The organism is Frankia sp. BMG5.60 (genome assembly GCF_059428125.1).
In genome coordinates, this window is the sequence record NZ_CM182091.1 from 5,282,567 (window position 1) to 5,305,813 (window position 23,247).

Annotated in this window: 19 protein-coding genes; 17 read left to right on the forward strand and 2 right to left on the reverse strand. The window is 71.6% G+C overall.

Going from position 1 to position 23,247, the window contains the following annotated elements; genetic code table 11:
• The first annotated feature begins 3 nt into the window (after window positions 1-3).
• From AC5R91_RS21720 to AC5R91_RS21800, 17 genes are all read left to right on the forward strand, one after another.
• Window positions 4-942 (forward strand): carbohydrate ABC transporter permease, encoded by a 939-nt coding sequence (locus tag AC5R91_RS21720; RefSeq protein ID WP_495393161.1) that lies wholly within the window; start codon window positions 4-6, stop codon window positions 940-942.
• A complete protein-coding gene (locus tag AC5R91_RS21725; RefSeq protein WP_495393162.1) occupies window positions 929-1,837 on the forward strand; it encodes a carbohydrate ABC transporter permease in 909 nt (302 codons plus the stop codon). The genes AC5R91_RS21720 and AC5R91_RS21725 overlap by 14 nt, the downstream gene beginning before the upstream one ends.
• Entirely contained in the window at window positions 1,834-3,213 is a 1,380-nt protein-coding gene (locus AC5R91_RS21730; RefSeq protein WP_495393163.1) for an ABC transporter ATP-binding protein, read from the forward strand. Before AC5R91_RS21725 ends, AC5R91_RS21730 begins: the two co-directional genes overlap by 4 nt.
• Window positions 3,214-3,717: 504 nt before the next feature.
• On the forward strand, window positions 3,718-4,989 hold the full coding sequence (locus tag AC5R91_RS21735; protein ID WP_495393164.1) for a cytochrome P450: 1,272 nt from the start codon (window positions 3,718-3,720) through the stop codon (window positions 4,987-4,989).
• A gap of 34 nt (window positions 4,990-5,023) precedes the next feature.
• A complete protein-coding gene (locus tag AC5R91_RS21740) occupies window positions 5,024-6,313 on the forward strand; it encodes a cytochrome P450 (protein ID WP_495393165.1) in 1,290 nt (429 codons plus the stop codon).
• Between the two features lie 97 nt (window positions 6,314-6,410).
• Window positions 6,411-8,096 (forward strand): AMP-binding protein, encoded by a 1,686-nt coding sequence (locus AC5R91_RS21745; protein WP_495393166.1) that lies wholly within the window; start codon window positions 6,411-6,413, stop codon window positions 8,094-8,096.
• Window positions 8,097-8,127: 31 nt separating this feature from the next.
• The gene (locus tag AC5R91_RS21750) at window positions 8,128-8,913 is read left to right on the forward strand and encodes a ferritin-like domain-containing protein (protein WP_495393167.1); all 786 of its coding nucleotides are present in this window, start codon (window positions 8,128-8,130) and stop codon (window positions 8,911-8,913) included.
• A complete protein-coding gene (locus tag AC5R91_RS21755) occupies window positions 8,910-9,533 on the forward strand; it encodes a PaaI family thioesterase (protein ID WP_495393168.1) in 624 nt (207 codons plus the stop codon). The genes AC5R91_RS21750 and AC5R91_RS21755 overlap by 4 nt, the downstream gene beginning before the upstream one ends.
• Window positions 9,517-9,780: an acyl carrier protein gene (locus AC5R91_RS21760; protein WP_495393169.1), complete on the forward strand. Its 264-nt coding sequence runs from the start codon at window positions 9,517-9,519 to the stop codon at window positions 9,778-9,780. The genes AC5R91_RS21755 and AC5R91_RS21760 overlap by 17 nt, the downstream gene beginning before the upstream one ends.
• Window positions 9,777-10,664, forward strand: coding sequence for an SAM-dependent methyltransferase (locus AC5R91_RS21765; protein ID WP_495393170.1), 888 nt, complete (start codon window positions 9,777-9,779; stop codon window positions 10,662-10,664). The genes AC5R91_RS21760 and AC5R91_RS21765 overlap by 4 nt, the downstream gene beginning before the upstream one ends.
• 36 nt (window positions 10,665-10,700) lie before the next feature.
• Window positions 10,701-11,600: an acyl-ACP desaturase gene (locus AC5R91_RS21770; protein ID WP_495393171.1), complete on the forward strand. Its 900-nt coding sequence runs from the start codon at window positions 10,701-10,703 to the stop codon at window positions 11,598-11,600.
• Between the two features lie 18 nt (window positions 11,601-11,618).
• Window positions 11,619-12,473, forward strand: coding sequence for an SDR family NAD(P)-dependent oxidoreductase (locus AC5R91_RS21775; protein WP_495393172.1), 855 nt, complete (start codon window positions 11,619-11,621; stop codon window positions 12,471-12,473).
• An 88-nt stretch (window positions 12,474-12,561) separates the two neighbouring features.
• Entirely contained in the window at window positions 12,562-14,073 is a 1,512-nt protein-coding gene (locus AC5R91_RS21780) for an MFS transporter (RefSeq protein ID WP_495393173.1), read from the forward strand.
• A 69-nt stretch (window positions 14,074-14,142) separates the two neighbouring features.
• Window positions 14,143-15,102: a LysR family transcriptional regulator gene (locus AC5R91_RS21785; RefSeq protein ID WP_495393174.1), complete on the forward strand. Its 960-nt coding sequence runs from the start codon at window positions 14,143-14,145 to the stop codon at window positions 15,100-15,102.
• Window positions 15,103-15,381: 279 nt separating this feature from the next.
• Complete coding sequence (locus tag AC5R91_RS21790; RefSeq protein WP_495393175.1) at window positions 15,382-16,167, forward strand: SDR family NAD(P)-dependent oxidoreductase; 786 nt, start codon at window positions 15,382-15,384, stop codon at window positions 16,165-16,167.
• Window positions 16,168-16,888: 721 nt separating this feature from the next.
• Window positions 16,889-18,712 (forward strand): glycoside hydrolase family 26 protein, encoded by a 1,824-nt coding sequence (locus AC5R91_RS21795; RefSeq protein ID WP_495398027.1) that lies wholly within the window; start codon window positions 16,889-16,891, stop codon window positions 18,710-18,712.
• A 347-nt stretch (window positions 18,713-19,059) separates the two neighbouring features.
• Window positions 19,060-19,593, forward strand: coding sequence for a hypothetical protein (locus tag AC5R91_RS21800; RefSeq protein WP_495393176.1), 534 nt, complete (start codon window positions 19,060-19,062; stop codon window positions 19,591-19,593).
• Between the two features lie 125 nt (window positions 19,594-19,718).
• Here AC5R91_RS21800 and AC5R91_RS21805 read toward each other — a convergent pair whose 3' ends face one another.
• Together AC5R91_RS21805 and AC5R91_RS21810 are read right to left on the reverse strand one after the other, a co-directional pair.
• Complete coding sequence (locus AC5R91_RS21805; protein WP_495393177.1) at window positions 19,719-22,211, reverse strand: hypothetical protein; 2,493 nt, start codon at window positions 22,209-22,211, stop codon at window positions 19,719-19,721.
• Window positions 22,204-23,220, reverse strand: a complete 1,017-nt coding sequence (locus AC5R91_RS21810; RefSeq protein ID WP_495393178.1) for a DUF5666 domain-containing protein — start codon at window positions 23,218-23,220, stop codon at window positions 22,204-22,206. The genes AC5R91_RS21805 and AC5R91_RS21810 overlap by 8 nt, the downstream gene beginning before the upstream one ends.
• Window positions 23,221-23,247: the final 27 nt, after the last annotated feature.

The window sequence follows — 23,247 nt, forward strand, 5'->3', positions numbered from 1 at the left end:
CGGATGGCGAATCCGTCGCTGATCGTGGGGGAGCGTGGCGTCGTCCACGCTCCCCCGGTCGCGCGCCTGCGTGACCGCGCCCGCCCCTGGCTCTACCTCGCGCCGTTGATCGTCGTGCTGGTCGTCTGGGTGTACGGGCCGCTGGTGTTCACCGGGGTCCTGAGCTTCATGAGCTGGAACCTGACTGCGCCCCACCCGTCGTGGCTGGGGACGGCGAACTACTCCCGGCTGTGGCACGAGCCGCAGTTTCCCCACGCCGCCCGGAACACGCTCGTCTATGCGGTGCTGATGCTGCCGTTCGCCACCGGTGTGCCGATGGCGCTGGCCATCGCCCTGTGGAAGCGGCCCGGCCGGGTCAGCACCGTCTACCGGACGCTGCTGTTCCTGCCGGTCGTGCTCGCGCCGGTCGCGACGGCCATCACCTGGCAGTTCCTGCTCGACCCGTTGTCCGGGCTGGTCAACGTGGTGGCGGGCTGGTTCGGCGTCGGCTCGCACAACTGGCTCGGTGACCCGTCCAGCGCGCTGTACTCCGTCCTGCTGATCACTTCTGTCAAGGTCGTCGCCCTGAACGTGCTGCTGTTCGGCGCGGCGCTGGCGACCCTGGAACGCGGCCTGCTCGAGGCGGCCGCGCTGGACGGCGCGACCGAGTGGGAGATCACCCGGCACATCGTGCTGCCGCACCTGCGGCACACGGTCGTCCTGCTCGGCATGCTCTCCCTCGTCGTGGTCTGGCCATGGATCTTCGCCAACGTCGCCGTGCTGACCCAGGGCGGCCCGGCCGGTTCGACCGACAACGTCTACTACCGGCTGTTCACCTACGCCTTCACCTTCTTCGACGCGGGCACGGCCTCGGCCGCCGCCGTGGTCATCACCGGCGCGCTCGCGCTGGTACTGGGGCTCGGGCTGCTCGTGGCCGGACGGAGGCGCCGTGCCATCGCCTAGCGGAACCATGCGGATAGAGGCGAGGGCAGCCCTCACCGGCGCCCGGGTGGCTCGGCCCCGGCGCGCGGCCGCCGACCGGGGCCGCCGGCTCGTCGGGACGGTCGGCCGGCACGCATTCCTGCTCGCCACCGTGGCGATCATGGTCCTGCCGGTGCTGTGGGCGCTGGCGGCGTCGTTCAAGACCCCGGGCGGCATCTTCGACGAGAATCCGCTGCCCTCGCCCGCGACCCTCGACAACTACCGCGTGGCCACCAGGGACTTCCCGGTCTGGCGCCTACTGATCAACACCACCGTGATGGCGGCCGGGGTCACGCTGCTGCAGCTCCTGATCGCCGTGCCCGCCGCCTACGCGCTCGTCCGCTTCCCGCCCCGGGCGCACCGGATGCTGGTCGCGCTGATCGTGATCACCCTGCTGGTCCCGCCGCAGTCACTGATCATCCCGCTGTTCCTGATGGTCTCCCACCTCGGTTGGCGCAACACCTTCCCGGGCCTGATCCTGCCGCAGCTCTACGGCACCGGCCTGGCGGTGATCCTGCTTCGCGACCACATCCGGGCGGTCCCCGCGACGGTGCTGGGCGCGGCCGTCCTCGACGGTGCCCGGCCGGGGGAGGTACTGCGGCTGGTGCTGCTGCCCCTGCTGCGCCCGGCCCTGGGCACGGTCGCGATCCTGCTGTTCATCACCGCCTGGAACGAGTACCTGTGGCCGAGCCTGGCCGCCCCGGACATCGATCACGCCACGATCCAGCCCGGCCTGAGCGCCTTCCTCACCCAGGAGGGTCCGGAGTACGGGCCCCTGCTCGCCGGCTCGATGCTGGCCACCCTGCCGATCGTCGCCGTCTACCTGCTCGCCTCCCGCCGCGTCACCGACGCCTTCATGCACAGCGGACTGAGATGACGCATATTGCCGCCGATATGACCACCCCCGGCCGGACCGACGATGCGGCGGCGGCGGCGCCAGGACGGTCGCGGCCCGACACGCCCGTCGGGTCCGACGCTGCGCCGGACGGGACCGCGCCGGACGGGACCGCGCCGGACGGGACCGCGCCGGACGGGACCGCGCCGGACGGGATCACGCTGGCCGGCATCGTGAAACGCTATGGCGCCCGGCCCGCGCTCGACGTGCCGCGCCTGGGCGTGCCGGCCGGCTCGCTGACGGTCGTGGTCGGCCCGTCCGGCTGCGGGAAGTCGACGGGGTTGCGGGTCGTCGCCGGGCTGGAGACGCCCGACGAGGGCCGGGTGCTCATCGACGGCACCGACGTGACCCGGCTGCCGCCGGGCGAGCGCGGGGTGGCCCTGGTCTTCCAGGACTTCGCGTTGTACCCGCACATGACCGTGGAGCGCAACATCGACTTCGGCCTGCGGTTGGCGGCCAAACATGATCGGCGCTCCGGGCCGAGCCGGGCCGAGATCTCCAGCCGGGTGGCCGAGGTCTGCGGGATGCTCGGGCTCAGCGAGCTGCGCCGCCGGCTGCCCCGCCAGCTTTCGGGCGGGGAGCGCCAGCGGGTGGGGCTGGCCAGGGCGATCGTGCGTCGCCCGGCCGTCCTGCTCCTCGACGAGCCGCTGTCGAGCCTCGACGCCCAGCTTCGTCAGCGGGCGCGGGCGGAGCTGGTCCGGCTGCACCGGGAGCTCGGCAACACCGTGGTGCTGGTCACCCACGACCAGCTCGAGGCGTTGTCGATGGGCACGAACCTGGTCGTCATGAACCGCGGCCGGGTGGTCCAGGCCGGGCCGCCCGAGCAGGTGTACCGGTACCCGGCGGACACCTTCGTCGCGACGTTCCTGGGCAGCCCGCCGATGAACCTGCACACCGTCGCACCGGCGGGGGACGGGCGGGTCCTGACCGGTCCGGGGGTGGCGGCGCGGCTACCCGGCCCGCCCCGGTCCGGGCCGGGGCCGGTTCTGCTGGGCTGGCGACCGGCCGACGGCCTGCTCGAGCCGATGGACGGCGACGGCGCCGGCGCCGGCGTGGTGGACGGCAGCCGGGAACCGGGCGGGGGCGGCACGGACGTGGCGGCTCCAGCCGGGCCGGGAGTCGTGCTGCGAGCCGTCGCGGACGTCGTCGAGTTCACCGGGGACGGCACCGTGGTGACCTGCGTGAGCCCTGGTGAGGGCACCCAGTGGGCGGTGAGCATCCGCGGCCGTGACCGCGTGCCCGCGGTCGGGGACGCCGTGCGGGTGCGCGTCCCGGCCGAGCATGTCCACCTGTTCGCCCCGGACGGTGGCCGCCGCCTGGGCGAGACGACCGGCGACCCGAGCGCCGCAGCCGAGTAGGGCGGTCCGGACGCCCGATCGGGCGTCCGGACCCGGAAACACGCCTCGCGCCGCTATCAGGCCAGGTAGCCGACCGGCCGGACCATCATTGTGCCGTCGGCCCTCGACCCTGCTCATCTGCATGAGACCTGACCGACACTTTATTTTAATCCGACCGTGGTTCGCGCGGCGATAGATCGATTGTATCGATCCTTTGGTCTTGACGGCGAGTGAGCCGCGATAGAGACTCAATTCAGGGTTTATGGGAATCAGCCAGCCCGCCGGCATCACGGCATCGTGACATTCGATCACCCGCCAGCGTCTCCTGGACTCCGGCTCTTTTCTTGGCCGCCCGCTCCGAGTGCACCGGCCAACGGTCAGGCCGATCGGCGACCCACCCGAACCGACGGTTCAAACCCGCCCGAAGAAATCCGTTCGTGCAATGTACTACGAGCGACCTCCGTATTGACGCCCGCTGTCAGCCGAGAATCTTTCGCCGGCTGATCTGGACGAGAGGACCCGAACGTGGATACCACGACGACCGAATCAACGGTGCCGCCGACCGGGACGCCCGCGGGGACCGGCTCGCTCTCCCTCGAGGACGCGATCCTGGCCTCGTTCATGCCCGAATCCCGCCACAATCCGTATCCCGCCTACGAGGTGCTGCGCGAGGCGGGGCCCTTCGTGCCCGGCCCGTTCAACCTCCAGATCGTGTCGCGTTACGCCGAGGCCGACGCCATCCTCCAGGACTCGGCGTGGAGCCACGCTCAGGAGCCCGAGTTCCTGCACCCGGAGAGCGACGGCTCGGACCTGCCCGCGTCGTTCCTGTGGATGGAGCCGCCGGACCACACCCGGCTGCGCCGCCTGGTGAGCAAGGCGTTCACCGCCCGCGGCCTGGAGTCGCTGCGCGCCCGGGTCGAGGAGGTCTCCGCCGAGATCGTGGACAACGCGATCCGGGTGGGCGAGATCGACGTGGTCGAGAACCTCGCCTACCCGCTGCCGCTGACGATGATCGCCGAGATGATCGGGGTGCCGCCCGAGGACCACGCCGCCGTGCGCGCGATGTCCGCCGGCATCGCTCGTGGCCTGGACCCCGACACCCTGCTGTCCGCGGCGGAGCTGCAGTCCCGGGCCGACGGGGCCGAGCACTTCCGCGAGTACTTCGAGAAGCTGGTCGCCGAGCGGCGGGCCCACCCGAAGGACGACCTCATCTCGGGGCTGGCCCAGGTCGAGGCGGAAGGCGACCGGCTCACCACCGGCGAGATGATCGCCACCCTCACCGTGCTGTTGGTCGCCGGGCACGAGACCACGGTGAACCTGCTGGCCAACGGCGTGCTGTCGCTGACCCGCAACCCGGACCAGTTCGAGGTGCTGCGCAGGAACCCCGACGTGGCGCTGGCCGCGGTCGACGAGCTCATGCGCTACGACGGACCGTCGCACGCGACCACCCGGATGGCGGTCCGGGACATGGAGATCGCCGGCCACAGCTTCAAGGAGGGCGACGGCGCCCTCATCCTGCTCGCCTCGGCCAACCGCGACCCGCGGGTCTACGACAACCCGGACCGGCTCGACCTCACCCGCTACGCGCAGTCCCAGTCCGTTCCCCGCCACCTCGGCTTCGGCGTCGGCCTGCACTACTGCATCGGCGCGCCGCTGGTCCGGATGGAGATGGAGTCCATGCTGCGGGAGCTCGCCCGCCGCGGCCCGAAGATGACGCTGCTGGCCGACCCGCCGCCCTACCGGCCGAACATCGTGGTTCGCGGCATCGCGGAACTGCCCGTGCGATTCGAGGCCTGACCAACCACCCCGAGCGGACGGAAGGAGAGGCGTGGTGACGAACGCCGGGACCGATGTTCGCGGTGGAGACGACCCGGGTCTCGGAGGCGTCGTGGACTTCGACGCCTTCGACCCGGTCCACCGTCCCGATCCCTACCCCCGGTACCGGGCCCTGCGGGAGACGGCGCCGTTCTGCCCGATCCGGCTCGGCGACGCCCGGGTGACGCTGGCGACCACGTATGACGGCTGTGCCGCCGTCCTGCAGGGCGCGCAGTGGGGGCGGGGTTATACCGAGGGCCTGAACCCGTTCCGCCCGGGCGTCGCTCCCGGCGAGGTCCCCGGCGGCTCGTTCCTGGCGATGGACCCGCCCGACCACACCCGGTTGCGCGGGCTGGTCAGCCGGGCGTTCACGCCGCGCGCGAGCCTGGCCGAGACCCCCTTCGTCGGCCGGACCGTCGACGGCCTCGTCGACACGGCGGTGGCCCAGGGCGGGCTCGACGTGGTCTCCGCCCTGGCCAGGCCGCTGTCGCTGGCGGTCATGGGGCGCCTGCTCGGCGTCCCGGCCGCCGAGGCGCCGATGTTCCTGGGCTGGATCCAGGGGATCACCCGCGGCACCGACCCCGACTATCTGCTGTCCCCGGCCGAGATCGTGGTGCGCACCGCCGCCGCCCGGGACCTCGGCCGGTACCTGTTCGCTCTGGTCGCCGCGCGGCGCGCCCAGCCGCGCGACGACCTGGTGAGCCGGCTCGTCGCGGTCCAGCAGGACCAGGATGTGCTGACCGAGCGGGAGGTCGTCGAACTCTGCGCGCTGCTGCTGGCCGCCGGGCTCGACACCACGGCCAACCTGATCACGAACGGAATCCTGGCGCTGCTGCGTCACCCCGACCAGCTCGCGCTGCTGCGCGAGCGGCCCGAGCTCATCGAGGCCGCGCTCGAGGAGATGCTCCGCTACGACCCGCCGTCCCAGTTCGTCACCCGGGTGGCGCTGGCCGACACCATCGTCGACGGGCACCCGTTCCGGCGGGGAGACGGCGTGGTTGTGCTCAGCGCCTCCGGGCACCGCGATCCCGCTGCGTTCGCGGACCCGGACCGCTTCGACATCACCCGGTACGCGGCGACGCCTCCCGCGCGCCGTCACCTCGGCTTCGCCCTCGGACTGCACTACTGCCTCGGCGCTCCGCTCGCCCGGGTCCAGGCGGCGGCCGCGATCGGCACGCTGGTGCGGCGCGGCGGCGAGCTGTCCCTGGTGACGGAGGACATCGAGTACCGGCCGAACGCGGCCCTGCGCGGTCCCGACTCCCTGCTGGTGAACATCACGGGCACCGCCGGTCGACGCCACCACTGACCTTCGTCTGACCTTCGTCTACTGATCTTCGCCTTGCGATCTTCGTCCAGCGACCCTCGTCCGCCACGTCCCGCCCCCGCGAGACAGGAGCGAGTACATGCTCGCCGGAAGTGCCGATAACCTCACCGACGCCCTGGCGACGGTCGTCGCCGCCGACCCCGAGCTCCAGCTTTCGTTTCCCTCCGCCGATCGGGACATCTCGGTCGGCGAGCTGGCCGCAGCGTCGCGGTCCGCAGCCGTCGCGCTGGTCGCCCGCGGCGTCGAAGGCGGCGACCGGATCGGAGTGCTCAGCCGCAACAGCCCCGAGTTCCTGGTGGCGCTGTTCGCCGCCGTGGGCGCGGGCGCGGCCGCCTGTCCCCTGCCCCTGCCGACCTCGGCCGGTGACCTGTCCGGCTACGCCTCCCGGCTTTCCGGGATCATCGCCGCCGCCGGCATCGGCAAGGTCCTCGTGGACGACCGACTCGGCGGGATGGCCAGCCGGTTGGCCGGGGCGCTCACCGGGGTGGAGCTGATCGGCGTGGGCAGTCTCGCCGCCGGGGCGGCTGCGGGCGGCCCGGCGCGGCTGCCCACCGTCGAACCGGACGAGCTCGCGGTCGTCCAGTTCACCTCGGGCAGCACGGCGGTGCCGAAGGGGGTGCGGCTGACCCACCGCAACGTCATCGCCGGCCTGGTCGCGATCGCCACCGGCCTCGACATCCGCCCGGGCGAGGACAGCGGCGGCCTGTGGTTGCCGCTGTTCCACGACATGGGCCTGTTCGGCACCCTCAGCGGCACACTCGCCGGGATTCCCATGACGGTGTGGTCCCCGGGGGCCTTCGTGAAGGATCCGGCCCGCTGGCTGCGCCGGTTCGCCGACCTCGGCGCGACGATCTCCCCGGCCCCGGGCTTCGGGTACGAGACCCTGACCGAGGCCGTCCCCCGGGACGAGGTGGGCCGGTTCGACCTGAGCCGCTGGCGGGTCGCCCTCAACGGCGCCGAGCCGATCCCGGTCGCGGGCCTCGACGATTTCCTCGACCACTTCGCGCCGGCCGGCTTCGCACCGTCGGCGATGCTGCCGGTCTACGGGATGGCCGAGGCGACGCTCGCGGTCACCTTCCCACCCCTGGGCCGCGCTCCGACGGCGCTCTGGGTGGACCGCGACCGGCTGAGCGCCGGCGGCGTCGCGGTCGAGCTGGCCAGGGACGACCCGCGGGCCCGCGGGCTGCCCGCGCTCGGCCGGCCGGTCCGCGGCGTGCGGGTCCGGGTGGTCGGCGAGCATGGCGAGCAGGTCGCCGACCGCGAGGTCGGCGAGATCGAGATCGCCGGCGATCCGGTCACCGCGGGCTACCTGACCGCCCCCGGCGCCCCACCGGCGCCCGGACCCGACCCCGATGGCTGGCTCGGCACCGGCGACCTCGGCTTCGAGCACGCCGGAGATCTGTACGTCACCGGTCGCCGCAAAGAAATGATCATCGTGCGCGGGGTGAACTTCTACCCGGAGGACGCCGAGAGTGTGATCCGGGACGCCCCCGGTCTGCATCGCCGGCGCTGCGTCGCGTTCGCCGACACCGCTGCCGACGGCGCCGAGTGCATCACCGTCGTGGGCGAGAGCGCGCTGGAGGACCCGGTCGACCGGGCTCGGCTCGCCGCCGACCTGCGCACCGCCGTGTCGGTCGAGCTCGGCCTGCCGGACGTGACCGTCCACCTCGTCGGTCCCGACGATCTGCCCCGCACCTCGAGCGGGAAGTTCCAGCGGCTGGCCGCCCGGGAGCTGACGCGGCAGGCGGCCAGCCTCGAAGCCTGACCACCCACCGAACCGACAGGAGACAGCTCCGATGCACAGCTTCGACGTCTTCCACCACTACGAACGCAAGCACTGGCGGCTGGCCGACGTGCCGTGGGACGAGGTGCGCCTGGACCTCGTCCGACCCGAGTACGTCACGATGGTCAAGAGCGCGGTCATGGGGGAGGCGAACTCGATCGCCGCCCAGCACGGCTTCCTCAACGAGTTCGACGACTACGACTTCTCGGCGTTCGTCGCGATCTGGGGGTACGAGGAGCTCCAGCACCACTTCGCCTTCCGGACTTGGCTGAACGCGGTCGACGCCGAGGTCAGGACCACGGCGGTCGAGGCGATGCGCGCGCCGTACGACCCCGGCACCACCCCGTGCGCCACGCTGGCGACGAACATCATCTCCGAGCTCACGGTGAATCACGTCTACCGCGCGGTCGCGGCCTGGATCGAGGAGCCGGTGCTGCGCGGGATCATGAACAACGCCAGCCGGGACGAGGCGGGACACGCTCGGGAGTTCCTGCACTTCGCCCGGCGCCGGCTGGCGCAGCACCCCGACGAGCTGCCCTCGGTGCTGGAGACGCTGCACGTCTACACCAGCGAGCAGCGGATCAAGCATCCGGTCGGGGTGTTCAAGAGCGAGCTGGTCGCCCTGCGTGACCACGAGACCATCGACACCGCCTTCGAGATGTTCCTGGAGACGGTCGCCGGCACCGGCGACCTGGAGAAGCTCCAGGACAACATCCGCCGCGCGTTCGCCGCCCTGACCGGGATGGACGTCAGCTCCAACGCCCGCGTCCGCCGGCGGCTCGCGGAAGCGATCGCGTGACGGAGACGAACGGGCACTCTCCCAGCCCGGCCGCGGCGGACCACATCGGCCTGCCCTGGTACGTCCTTGAGGACTACCGGTGTTTCGGCTGCTCACCGCACAACCCGCACGGCATCCAGCTCCGGTTCACCCACCACGGCGACGGCCTGCGAACGGTCTTCCGCCTGGGGCGGGCGCACGAGTCCTACCCCGGCGTGGTCCACGGCGGGCTGCTCGGGGTGATCGCCGACGAGATCATGGGCAACCTGATCGTCCTGCGGACCGGTGAGATCCCGTTCACGACGGGCATGCGGCTGCGCTACGTCCTGCCGGTGACCGTCGGGGGCAGCTACGAGTGCACCGCCCGGGTCCGGGACGGTGGGGACCAGCTCATCCATACCGAGTCCGAGATCCGTGCGGAGAACGGCGCCGTGGTCGCCACGGCCACCGCCAGCTACCGGACCGTGTCGCTCGACGCGGCCCGCGACCGCATCTCGCTCGCCGCGCCGCAGGTCGATCGGCTGCGCCGGGCGCTGTCCGCCGCCGTCTCCACCACCGCCGCCGCCTCCACCACCGTCTCCCCTGCCGCCGCCGTCACCGCTGCTGACCGTCCGGAGGAATCCCATGTCTGTGTCGACTGAGGAACTCATCACCGAGATCACCGGGATCGTGGCCGAGGAGCTCGGCGTCCCCGCGGACTCGGTGCCGCCCGACGCCGACCTGCGGTCGGTGCAGGGGGCCGACTCGGTGAAGGTGCTGCGGGTGATCGCCCGCATCGAGCGCACCCGCGACGTCGAGCTCGAGGACGAGGAGGTCTTCGGCGCCTCGACGGTCCGCGAGGTGGCCGAGGTCCTCGCGCGCACCCTCACCGAATCGGCCGCGGTGTGAGCACCGCGACCAGCGCCGCCGCGACCGCCGCGACGGCTTCGGCCGCCGAGACTGCCGAGACCGCGCAGACCAACCAACACTACGACCTCGACCCGCGGATCTTCGGGCTGTTCCTGGACCCGATGCGCAAGTACTCCTCGGGTTACTACCGGGAACCCGACCTGACCCTGGCCCAGGCCCAGGTCGCGAAGCTGCACTTCGTCGCAGACCGCCTCGGCCTGAGCGAGGGCGACCGGCTGCTCGACGTGGGCTGCGGCTGGGGCGCACTGATCCTGTTCATGGCCCAGGAGTACGCCGCCCGGGTCGTCGGGATCAGCCCGGCCGGCAACCAGCACACCTACATCGCCCAGCGAGCCAGGGAGCTGGGCGTGGCCGACCGGGTCACCACTGTCCAGGGCCACTTCGAGCACGCCGCGTTGCCGGCCGGGCGGTTCGACGCGGTGACCATGCTCGGCTCCATCGTGCACATGCCCGACCTCGTCCACGTGATGCGCCGCGCCCGGTCCCTGCTGCGCCGGGGCGGCCGGTACTACGTCTCCGAGACCTGCTTTCGCAACGCGGCGGCCCGGGACGAGTACGACCGGCGGACCGGCACCGAGTTCGTCCGCCAGTCGATCTTCGGTTGGGGTGACATGCGTCCGCTGTCCGACCTCGTCCGCGCGGCCGAGGACGCCGGGTTCTCCGTCGTCAGCGTCGAGGACCTGACCGATGACTACCGCCGCACCATCGACGACTGGCTCGGCAACGTCGACGCCAACGCCGAGGCCATCGAGCGGATCCGGCCGGGGATGGCCCCAACCCTGCGCCGTTACCTCGAGGTCGCCAACGCGGGCTGGGGCTACACGACCAAGCACTACGCGCTCGTGTGCCAGCGGTCCCGCTGAGAACGCCGAACCGACCGTCCGTCCGGGAGGACAGCAATGAGAACGGACAGCACCTCTGAGGTGGCGGTGGAACCGGCGGGCCAGGCCGCCGGGCCGCTGCTGCCCCCCGCCGATGTCGCACAGGCAGTCGGGGCGTTCATGCGCTCGTCGCCGGTCGGGCGGCGCTGGGACGTCGAGTCGGCCTTCGCCTGGTCGACGGTCGACGCCGGCCGGCTCACCGAGGGCCAGCGCTCGGCGGTCGCCTTCATCACCTACATCGAGGACCACCTGCCGGGGTACTTCGGGCTCTACGCCCGGCGGTTCCCGCTCGACGAGTCGGTGGACCTCGACGCCTTCGTCCACAACCGCGAGCTGTACCACTTCACGGTGCGCTGGGCTCAGGAGGAGGACAGCCACGCCCGAGCCCTGTTCGAGTACCAGGTGGCGGCGGGCCTGTCCGAGCCGGCCCGGCTGCGCACCGAGCTGGGCTACGAGGGGCGCAAACCGTTCACGTTGCCCCTCGAACACGCCGTTTCGCTGTTCGCCTACGCGCTCGTCCAGGAGAAGGCGACGCAGATCTACTACCAGCAGCTACGGGCCGTCGTCGACGAGCCGGTGCTGATCGACGTGCTGAACCACCTGAGCCGAGACGAGGCCCGGCACTTCACGTTCTTCGCCGACCTGGTCGAGAAGAACCTGCGCAACTACGGAGACCGGGTGGTCGAGCCGCTGCGCGACGTGATCGCCAGCTTCCGGATGCCGCTGGCCGACACGCTGCGCGGCTACTGGCGCTGGGCGCTGAAGATCGCCGACACCGCCAGTTACGACCACACCGACGCCTACGAGCACCTCATCCGGGTCGTGAACCGCGCCGTGGACGCCCGCACCGACCGGGTCGACGAACTGACCAGGTTCGTGGCTGCGTGCCGGACCCCCGCGGCCACCCAGGCCCGGTAGCAGGAAGGAGGAGGCGAGATGGGCGTACTGGCCGGCAGAGTCGCGGTGATCACCGGCGGCACCAGCGGGATCGGAGCCCGGACGGCCGCGGTGTTCGTCGCGGCGGGAGCATCCGTGGTCATCGGCGGCCGCCGCAAGGACGCGGGGGAGGCGTTTGCCGCCGAACTCGGCCCCCGGGCCCGGTTCACGCCGGCGGACGTCCGCGTCGAGAGCGACGTCGAGGCGTTGGTGGCCACGGCGGTCGAGGAGTTCGGCCGCCTGGACGTCCTGGTCAACAACGCCGGGCAGGGCGTCAGCACGCCGCTGCCGCTGCCCGAGGCGGACCTGGCGGCATTTCTCGACACGCTGGCCGTGCACGCCGGCGGGATGTTCCTCGGCATCAAGTACGCCGCGCGGGTCATGATCCCGCGGGGGTCGGGCAGCATCATCAACATGTCCAGCATCGGTGCTCACCGGGCGGGCTGGTCGGACATCAGCTACTCGACGGCCAAGGCCGGGGTGCTCCAGTTGACCCGCTCGGCGGCGGTCGAGCTGGGTCCGCACGGGATCCGGGTCAACAGCATCTCGCCCGGACCGATCCCGACCGGCATCTTCGCCAAGAACGCGGGCGTCGACGCGGGCCGGGCCGACGCGACGGCTCCGCTGCTGGAACCGCTGTTCGTCCAGGCCATGGAGAATCACCAGTCGATCGGGCGGGCGGGCCGGGCCGAGGACGTGGCCGAGGCGGCGCTGTGGCTCGCCACGGACGCGTCCTCGTTCGTCACCGGCCAGGACATCGGGGTCGACGGCGGGATCTCCGCCGGCCGGCCGCTCACGGTCGCCGCGACGGAGCGGCGCCTGCTGGCGGAGGCGTTCTCGTCCCTGCCCTCCTGATCCGGCGCCCGCGTCCGCGCAACAATTGATCCAGTCCGATCTGATGACTCCGTACGGCCCGGCCGGCCGGCGCCCGCATGGTGGGGGAATGTCCGCGACGGCGTCCGAGACGCACTGTGCGAGCACCACCCATCCGAATGTCCCGCCGGCCGGCCGGGCGTTGTTACCAGTCGTGTTGTCCGGCACCGGGATGGTGGTGCTGGACATCTTCATCGTCAATGCGGCGATTCCCGCGATCGAGCGGGATTTCCACGCCCGGTCGAGCAGTCTCGAATGGCTCGTCACCGGGTACAACCTGGCGTTCGCGGCGGCTATGGTCACCAGCGGTCGCCTCGGTGACTGCTTCGGGCGGCGGCGGGTGTTCACCTGGGGTCTCGCGCTGTTCACCGCGATGTCGCTGCTGTGCGGGGTGGCTGGCGACACGGCGACCCTGACCGCCGCCCGGGTCGGGCAGGGGCTCGCCGCCGCGGTGCTGGTCCCGCAGGTGACGGCGATCATGAATCTGGCGTACCGGGGCGCCGAGCGCGCCCGTGCCTACACCGCCTACGCGTTGACCCTCGGCGGCGCGGCCGTCGCCGGGCAGATCATCGGGGGCGGCCTGATCGCCGCCAACCCGGCCGGGCTCGGCTGGCGGAGCTGCTTTCTGGTCAACGTGCCCATCGGGGTCGCCGCGCTCGTGCTCACCCGGCGCCACGTGCCGGCCGACCGGGTGAGCGGCGCGGCGCCCCGCCTGGATCTCGCCGGCGCCGCACTGGTGACCGGCGCGCTCGTCGGTGCCGTGCTGCCGCTGGTCGAGGGACCGAACGAGGGCTGGCCGTGGTGGACGTGGGGATGCTTCGTCGTCGCGGCCGCGCTGTTCGCGATCCTGGTGCCCACGCAGCGGCGGATCGCGGCCCGCGGCGGGAGCCCGATCCTGCCACCGGCGTTGTTCGCGGGGCGGCCCTTCGTCGTCGGCCTGGTCAACGTCGTGGTGTTCAATGCGAGCGTCGCGCCGTGGTTCTTCGTCCTGGCGCTGTACCTCCAGGACGGGCGGAACCTGAGCCCGCTGCGCTCCGGTCTCGTCTTCAGCGCCCTCGGCGGCGGGTTTCTGGTGACCTCCCTGGCCGGCGGCAGGGTGCGGGCCCGGCTCGGGCGGCAGGGGCTCGCGCTCGGAGCCGGGCTGCGCGTGCTGGGCCTCATCGCGCTGTGGATCGTCGTCCGCGGGCACGGGACGGGCGGCGACATCCTCTGGGTCGCGCTGCCCCTGGTCGTCGACGGGGCCGGTCAGGGCCTCGTGACCAGTCCGCTGATCTCCTCGGTGCTGCTCGGCGTGCGACCCGAGATCGCCGGCGCCGGGTCCGGCGTGCTGGCGTCCGCGCAGCAGGTGGGGAACTCCGTCGGGGTGGCGGTGATCGGCGCCATCTTCTTCGCGGTCCAGCATGCGGACGGATCGATCGCGGGGGCCTTCCGCGTCAGCCTGCTGGTCCTCGCCGCGCTGAGCCTGCTCGTCGTCGGCCTCGTTCAGCTTCTCCCGAAGGCATTGACCGGGCCGAATGAGGCGCCCGACGGTGACGCGAAAACTACCCTCCGGAGGGGCGAAGATGCTGAACGTGTCAGGTAGCCAGCTTCTCTCCATGTCCGATTCATCTGTGGTTGTGGCGGCCTGTCTACAGTCGGTCGGGGAGGTGCAATGGAGACCAAGCTGGAACTCAGGCACGTGGTGTACTTCCTGGCGCTGGCGGACGAACGACATTTCGGGCGTGCCGCCGCGAAATTGTTCATCGGTCAGCCGACGTTAAGCCAGCAGCTACAGCGCCTCGAACGTCAGCTCGGCGTCGAGCTGTTCGCCCGGACGTCCCACGACGTGCGGCTGACGCCGGCCGGGCAGGCCTTCCGGGTCGAGGCTGAGCAGGTGTTGGAACACGCCCAGCGGGCGGTGGAGACGGCGCGCGAGGCCGCGTCCGGGCGGCTGGGAAAGATCAGCATCGGCTTCAACTTCGCCGCCGGGCAGCAGGTTCTCCGGCCGACCCTGCGGCGGCTCAACATCGACTACCCGGGGCTGTCGACCACCCTGTGGGAGGGCCTCAGCGGTCCGCAGCTTTCGGCGGTGTCCGAGGGCAAGATCGACGTGGCGCTCGTCTACTCCGGCATTCCCCCCAAACCACTGGTGACCCAGCGGGTGCTGACCGCCTCGCTCGTCGCGATGGTCGGCCGCAACCATCCCTGGGCCACCCGCGAGCGGGTCGCCTTCCGTGAACTGGTCGACCAGCCGATCGTCCTGCTGCGCCGGGAACGCAGCCCGGCCATGTACGACGCCGTGTTCGCCGCGGCCGAGCACTGCGGAATCCCCCTGACGGTCGCGACCGAGGTCGAGGACAGCGGGGCGACGGCGGTGATGGTGGAAACGCTGCAGGCCGTCGCCTTCGGCTCGGACGCCCGGCCCCGGCGGCCGACCGAGGACCTGGTCGCGGTGCGGATCGTCGATCCGGTCCCGCTGGTCGGCGTGCGGGCCGTCTGGCGCCCGGACCCGAAGCCGGCCGTCGCCGCGTTCCTCACCAGTCTGGCGGCGGCGGCCCCGTTCCCCTCTCCTGTGGGTGACCGGACCGTGCGCATACCGATTCAGTCGCTCGAACACGATCAGGACGAGTAGCGCTGCCGGGGCCGGCCGGCCGGCCCGCAGCGCGTGCAGGCCGGTGGGAAAGAATCCGCAATGTCTGCGCCCGGATGCACGACGTCTGCGCGGTACTGCTGGGGGCGAAAGGCGCAGAGAGGGCGCCGGAAGATTACCGCCCCGAGCCCTTTTCGGCCGGCCACCCCAGTGATCCACCGTGCAAAGAGGGCCTCCACCCCTGCTTACCGTACGCTTGGACGGCTCGCGGCTGCGGGCGCCGGCGGGTCACCTCGTCGGGGACAGGCTGAGGAGAATTGCATGGGTGTATTAGACGGCAAGGTTGCCATCGTGACCGGAGCCGGGCGGGGTATCGGTCGGGCGATCGCGGAGGAGTACGCGCTGGAGGGTGCCCGCGTCGTCGTCGCCTCCCGGACCGCGGCTACGGTCAGCGAGGTGGTCGGCGGGATTCGTTCCCGGGGCGGCGACGCGTTGGGTATCACCTGCGACGTCGGCGTGGCGCAGAACATCCGCGAGATGGTCGACCGCGCCGTGGCCGAATACGGCGGCGTGGACATCCTCGTCAACAACGCGCAGAGCTTCGGCACCCGCGACAAGCCGCGCGCCTCCAGCGAGCCGACGAACCTGGAGGACGTCGACGAGGCCGAGTGGGACTGGAACTTCGAGACGGGCGTCAAGGCGACGCTCAGAGCCATGCAGGCCGTCTTCCCGTACATGAAGGCCGCGGGCGGCGGGCGAATCCTGAACTTCGGGTCCCGCCGCGGCATCATGTGCAACGCCGAATCCGCCTCCTACAACTGCAACAAGGAGGCGATCCGCGCCCTGAGCCGGACCGCGTCCAACGGCTGGGGGCAGCACGGGATCACCGTGAACGTCCTCAACCCGGTCATCCTCACCGACGCAGCCGAGGGCGTCTTCGCCGATCATCCCGGCGCGCGGGAGGCGGCCGAGGCGCAGATTCCGCTGCGCCGCTGGGGAGTTCCCCGGGACTGCGCGCGGGTGGCGGTGTTCCTCGCCGGACCCGACGCGAGCTATCTCACCGGCATGACGTTCATGGTCGAGGGTGGCCTGACGACGCTTCCCTAGCGTTCACCAGCAGCGTCAGTGCCTCCCGTCCCTCCCGTCCCTCCCGTCCTGTCGGGCCAGCGGTCCGTGCACGCCGACGTGGAGCGTGCGGACCCACCGCCGGGCGAAGACCCGGGCTGGTGGTGCGGCGACGTCGGCCGAACGAATGCCCGGCGTCGCCGCCGTTCGGAGCGGTCCGCTCACCGCGGTGACCGGGTCGAATCCTTGATTACCGCCCCGACAGGTACTGTCGATCGGCTTTCCAATGGCAGAGGCAGGCCGTAGGTCTCGTCGGAGGCGTTCGACCGGAGTGGCTCGATAGCCGGCGTTGCCGGCCTTCATCCGAGGTGGATTGAGGGGAGTCGAATCTCCGGGGAATAGCGCCTGTCCGGAACGCGTGAACCGTTGGCCTAGCGTCTTTTCCGGTCATTGGAAATGACTTTGATTGGCAGGTTTGACGACACCTAGACGGGACGACGGAATGCAAGCGGAAGAAAAATCGGACGAGATGGGCGCCCTGCCGGGAGCGCGCCCCGGCGGCGGAGACGCACGGACTGGTCCGCGGCGCCCGCGTGGTGTCCGATCGGCGCTGGGATGCCGGGTACGAAGACGATCCGCCGGCTCCGATGGCCTACGGATCGACCGTCAGCGCGACCGGCGTGGACGACGCCCCCGGCGGCGCTCCACGTTCGCCCGCCTGGTCGGCCGGCCGACCTGCGCGGCACTGGGTCTCATCGTGGTCATGACGACCCTGTCGACGCTGGCGACACCGGCGAGCGCCGCCACGATCACCATCGAGGACACGGCCGTCGGTACCGGGAACAACCAGGTCTCCTACTCCGGGACCTGGACCCCGTGCGCCGGATGCATACCCGGCACGCCCAACAACAGCTACCGGTACTCCACCGGCTACGGCGCCAGCGCCACGATCCGGTTCACCGGAACCCAGATCAACGTGTTCGGCATCAAGGGGCCGACGGGCGGCCAGGCCGTCTTCAGCATCGACGGCGGCGTACCGGTCACCGTGGACACCTTCGCCCTGCCGCTGACCGTGAGCCCGATCTACAGCTCGGGAGCGCTGTCGTCGGGCGCCCACGTGCTGCAGATCGTGAACCTGCACAACCGGAACGCGGCCTCCACCGACTTCAACGTCGGCTTCGACCGCGCCGAGGTCGTCACGGATCCGGCGCCGCCGCCCCCCCCGCCGCCGGTGCAGACGGCGCTCACGATCGAGGACACCACCATCGGCACCGGAAACAACCAGGTGTCGTACACCGCGGGCTGGATGCCGTGCACCGGCTGCGTGCTGTCGCCCAACAACAGCCTGTACTACACCAGCAACCCCGGCGCCGTCGCCACGATCCGTTTCAGTGGAACCCAGATCAACGTCTATGGGCTGAAGGGCCCGGCCAACGGATTCGGAACATTCCGCATCGACGGCGCGCAACCGGTCACCATTGACGCGTATGCCACCGTCTCGGTGATCACCCTGCTGTACTCATCGCCCATCCTGCCGGTCGGCGCGCACACGGTGACGTTCACGAACGAGGGTCGCCGCAACGTCACGTCCACCGGGAACAACATCGGTTTCGACCGCGCCGAGGTCACCACCGGGCTGAACCCGCCGCCGGCCCCACCACTGTGGTCGGGCCTGCGCTCGGGCAAGGGATGGGAGTCTGGCACCTACCCCGATCCGGCCATGAACCAGGCGAACCTCGAGGCGTTCTGCACCTGGCGCGGTACCCCCTGCGACTTCACCCTGCTCTACGTGACGCGCAACAGTTGGACGAACGTCACCCAGCCCACGAATCTCCTGCAGACCTTCGCGACCTGGCCGGGCCGACTGATCATCTCCATCCCGCCCTATCCGGAGAACATTGGCGCGAGCAACGCGACCTGTGCCACCGGCGCCTACGATTCGTACTGGCGGACCTTCGGCACTCTGTTGAATACCTACGGTCGCCAGGACTCCATCATTCGGCTCGCGTGGGAGGGTAACGGGGACTGGTACCAGTGGTCGGCCACCAATCCCACGGATTACATCAACTGCTGGCGGCACGTCGCGGACGCCATCAATTCCACGGCGGAGCCGGACCCCACCCTGGCCTGGGCGCTGAACGCCCACTACTCGCAGAACCCGCCCAGCCACAACGCGATGGACATGTACCCGGGCGATGCCTGGGTGGACAGCGTCGACGTTGACGCGTACGACGCCTATCCACCCTCTCCGACCAAGGTAATCTTCGACGGCCAGTCGAACGCGGTGGGCGGGTTGAACTACTGGTACAACTTCTCCCGGACGCGGAACAAACTCTTCGGAGTCGGTGAATGGGGGGTGGCCAGCGGCGACGGCACCAGTGGTGGTGGGGACAGTGCGAACTATGTCCAGTGGATGTACGACTGGTTCGCCGCCCATGCCGGGACTGGCTTCGCGTATGAATTCTACTTCAACAACTGTGACCCGGGGAATGTCGGGTCCAATCTGTATCGCCCGCTCAGCAGTAACTGCGTGTATCGAAATCCCAACGCCGCCGCGCGCTATAGACAGTTGTATACGAGAGCGTAGACCGCGGCGACACCTGCAGCACGGGCCGGCTCACGGACATCTGTCCCTGGGCCGGCCCGACCTGCGTTCGGGCGAGTACCGCAGAGAGAAGACCTCGCGGCTACTGCTCGGCGGCTGCCTGGACGTCGAGTGGGGTCGGCCCAGGCTGTGGGGCGGTATCGGGACCGTGACGGTATCGGGATCGCGACGGTGCCGGGAGGCGCGGCAATCGCTACAGTTGCACAGCGTCCCCGTGGGCGCTGTGGATCTCTGACCAGGCGAAAGCCGCACGAAGTTGGTGGTGGATGTTCTCGACAATCGCTAGGCCGACCGCTCGGACCACGCGGTACGCGGCGGCTGTGATCGTGGTGCTGCTCTCCGTCACGCTGCTCAGTGCGTGTGGCGGCTCGTCGGGCGGCTCCGGAAAGAACGGCGTCCGCACGTCGAGCTCGGCGGGCACGGACACCGACTCCGAGTACTCCGGCTCCTGCCCGACCTCGGGTAACACCAAGGTCTTCGCGAAGACGCGGTTCGCGCTGCATTCCGGTCTCGCCCTGGGCGCCTTCCACCGCTACATTTACAAGCCGACGAAGAACGGCGCCTTCGCCAAGGGCGCGCCGAAACGGACGCGGAGCTTCGCCAAGGCCGCGGTGGCCGGGGCGTTCACGGTCCACGAGCTCAAGGTGGCCAAGCGGTTCGCGCTGGCCAATCCGACGCTGTGCAACTCGGTGCAGTCGATCAGCGACAAGTTCAGCAGCCTGACCGGCAAGCTGAAGAACGGCACCGCGACGCAGGCCGACATCGACGCCGACGAGAACGCCTTCGCCGCATTCCAGCAGGGCGCGTCCAGCGACGGCTTCGGCTTCAAGGAACGGAACGCCGCCGTTCCCGGCGCCGCCTGACCCCGCCCGGATCACCCGCCGGTCCCGCCAGCGGGACCGGACGGCGACCGGCATCCCACGGCCGGGCCGGCCGCGAGCTCACGCTCGCGACTGGCCCGGCTGACCAGCCCGTTCAGGCCGTCTGATCATCCTGCCCGGCCGCCACCGAAGCCGCCCGCCCGGCCACCGCCCAGGCCGCCTGCACCCAGGCCGCCTGCACCCAGGCCGCCTGCACCCAGGCCGCCTGCACCCAGGCCGCCTCCGCCGAGGCCGCCCCCGAACGCACCCCCGAGGCCGCCGCCGCGGCCGTTCGTGGTGGCGCCGGCGCTGGGCAACGGGGTCGACAGGTCGGCGAGCACCACCCGATCGCCGACCTTCACTCCCGAGGTGATCTGCGTCAGGGCCGTTCCGGCCGCCCCGACGCCGACGATCGTGGTTGTCGCCTTACCGCCGCGCACCACCGCCACGGTGTGTATCTGACCCAGCGATCGCAGGGCCGAGCTGGGCACCGCGATCGCGTTCGCCGCCTGGGCGATCACGATGGAGACGTCGGCGTCCGAACCGGAGAAGATCCGCTGGTTCGCCCGGTTGAGCGAGATCGTCACCGGATAGCTCACCGAGCTCGACGCCCCCGAGCCGCCGCTGCTCGAGCCGCTCGACAGCGATGACGTCGGCAGCAGCCCGATGCCGACGACCTTGCCGGTCAGGGCCGTGGTCGAACCGTCGACGATCGCCGATGCGGCCTGACCGACCTGCACCTTCGCCAGGTCGGAGTCGGTCACGGACGTCTCGACCTCGTAGGAGGTCCCGGCGCCGATCACGGTGATCCCGGAGCCGGCCGAGGCCGTCGAGGCGGCCTGGACAGACTCGCCCACGGTTAGGCCGACCGCCCCGACCGTGCCCGCCAGCGGACTGACCAGTGTGGTCTGGACCAGTTCGTCCTTGGCCTGAGTCAGCGCGACCTGCGCCGCGTCCACCGTGGCCTGGTCGGCGGCGATCTGCGCGGGGGAGGCCGGCGCGCCCTGCGCACCGCCGCGCGCTGAGGACGCCGCACCGCCGGAGCGCGCCGATCCGGACGAACCGGATGCGCCGCCGGAGCCGCCGGAACGGGCCGACCGAGCACCACCGGTGCCACCTGTACCACCGGCGCCACCTGTACCACCGGGGCCACTCGCGGTCGCCGTCCCCGCGGCCGGCCGGCCCGGGGTCGGCCCCGTCGAGGTCGATCCCCCTGCGGGCGGGGCCGCCTCGGAGGAGCCGGAGGTGGGCGAGAGGGCGACGAGGGCCTCGATCGCGTCACCGAGCGTCGCCTCGTCCTGGGTCACCACTCCCTGATCGGTCGACACGAGTTGCTGGTCGGTCAGCACGGTGCTCAGCAGCGCCGAGCAGGCGGACGCGGCATCCGTGCCAGCCGCCGTTTCGGTGGCCGCCGGGACGGACGAGGTCACGGGCCGCGCGTCCAACCGCTGCGCGGCCGCGATCACCCGCAGCCCCGACGTGAACGAGGCCGGCGCGGCGCTCACCGAGGCGGACGCGCCCGTGGTGGTGGGGACCTGGCCCGCGGCCGGTGTCGACGATGCCGGCGTCGGAGATGCCGGTGCCGAGGTGGCCGGTCCTGAGGCGGCCGGTGCCGACGTGGCCGGCCCAGGAGCGTTCGGTGTCAGCGGGTCGGTGTGGACCGACGGAGCGGTGCGCGTCGGCGGGGCGGCATGGGCCGATGGGGCTGTGTGCGCGGATGGGGCAGTGTGCGCCGATGGGGCAGTGTGCGCCGATGGGGCTGCGTGCGCCGGTGGGCTGGTGTGCGCCGGCGGGGCGGTGTGGACTGCGCCGCCCGACCCGGCCGCGTCCGCCGCCGGGGAGGATTCGGGGGAATCAGCCGGCGTCGCGGGCGGTCCGTCCGTCGCGGGCGGTGCGGCCGTGCCGGCCGTCGCGGCTGCGTCGATGTACGCCGCGCAGGTCGTCTTCTCCTGGCCGAGGTCCGTCGTGGCGACGGCGAGGGCGGTGTCGGCGGTGTGCTGCGCGGTGATCAGGGACTTCTGCGCCTTGATGACGGCGGCGCGGGCGGCGGCAACGGCACCGCCGTTCCCCGACGCCGTCGAACCTGACGCCGTCGAGGTGGACGCCGTGCGGTCGGCGGGTCGGGCGCCGCCGGTCGCCAGGGAGATCGGCTCGATCGTCGCCGGGCCACCCGCGTAGGAGGCAGCCGAGCCCGCCGCCGTGCTGGATCCGACGCCGCCTTCGCTGGCCTCGTCGGAGATCAGCTTCGCCTGGTCGGTAGCAAGCGTGGCCGCGGCCGAGTCGACCGCGGCCGACAGTGTGGCGGCGTCGAGGCTTGCCAGCGTCTGCCCGGCTTCGACCTGATCACCAGGGGCGACTGCGATGCTCGTGACCGTCCCCGAGACGGGGAAGGTCACGCTCGCCTGGCTCGCGGGCGAGACGACGCCGGTCGAGTCGAGCGTCTGCGCGACGGTGGCCCGCACCGCCGTGGCGGTGCGGTAGTCCGGACCGGAGGACCCCGTCGCCGCAAGCGTCGCCGAGCCGGCGGCGACGACGATCACGGCGACGACGCCGATCACGATCCAGGTTCGGGCGCCACGCCGACCGGTCTGGGCCAGCGCTCGGCCGAATCGTTCACCCATTGGCCGTGCCGCCACCCGAGCCCTGGCCGCCCGAGCCCTGGCTGCCCGAGCCTTGCCGGCCCGAGCCCTGGCCGCCGAAGCCCTGGCCGCCGAAGGGCCGGCCGCCGAACCCGCCGGTGCATCCCTGCTTGGCGGCCGGACGGAGGCTGATGGAGGTGGCGGACACCGCGCCGGTGTCGTCGGCCTTGCCGACGGCGGTCAGGCATTCACCGACGGTCAGGGCCGCCGAGGTGGCGCTGCTCGTCTCCTCGACGGTGGTCGACGAGCCGAGGGTCACCGTCGAGGTGACGGTCGCGCCGGGCGACGGGGTGGCGGTGGGCGCCGCCGTGGCCGACGCGCCAGCGCGGGGCCGCTGCGGGCCCTGGACGGTGATGGTCGTGCCCGCCACCTTCGTCACCGACCCGGTGACCACTGCGAGCCGACCGCCGTCGGGGCGGCCCTGCCCGTTCGGGCGGGCAGTCGAACGGTCACTCGGGCGGGCGGTCGGCGCGCCGGACGGCCGGGCACCGCCCGGGAATCCGCCGGCCCCACCGAAGGCGCGGCCGAAGCCCGCCGTGCAGCCGCCGGACACCGGCTGGCTGACGGTCACGGTCTGGGCGGTGAACGTGCTGCCCGGGCTGCCGCCGGTCACCGTCACGCAGTCGCCGACCGCGACGGCGGACGCGCTGGCGGTGGTGGTCTTGACGAACCTGGTGTTCGGCGTCCAGGTGACGGTGACCTGACCGCTCGCGGGATTCTGGACCTCGACGTTCGTCGCGGTGACCGCGGCGATGGTGCCGCTGGTGCCCGGCCGGGCTGCCTGGCCCTGCCCCTGGGCGGAGCCGGCGGCCTGGCTCGGCGCACTCGTCGCGGCGGCCGTGGCTGCGTCGGAACCGCCGCCGCCGCCGCACGCGCTGACGGTGACGATCATTGCGAGCGCGACGCCGACGATCGGCCCCGCGGCCAGGGCGCGGCGATGCCGGCGGGGCTCACCCGATCGAACCGGGCCAATCGGATTGGCAGTGGTCATGGGACTGTCGCTCCTGATGGACGGCCC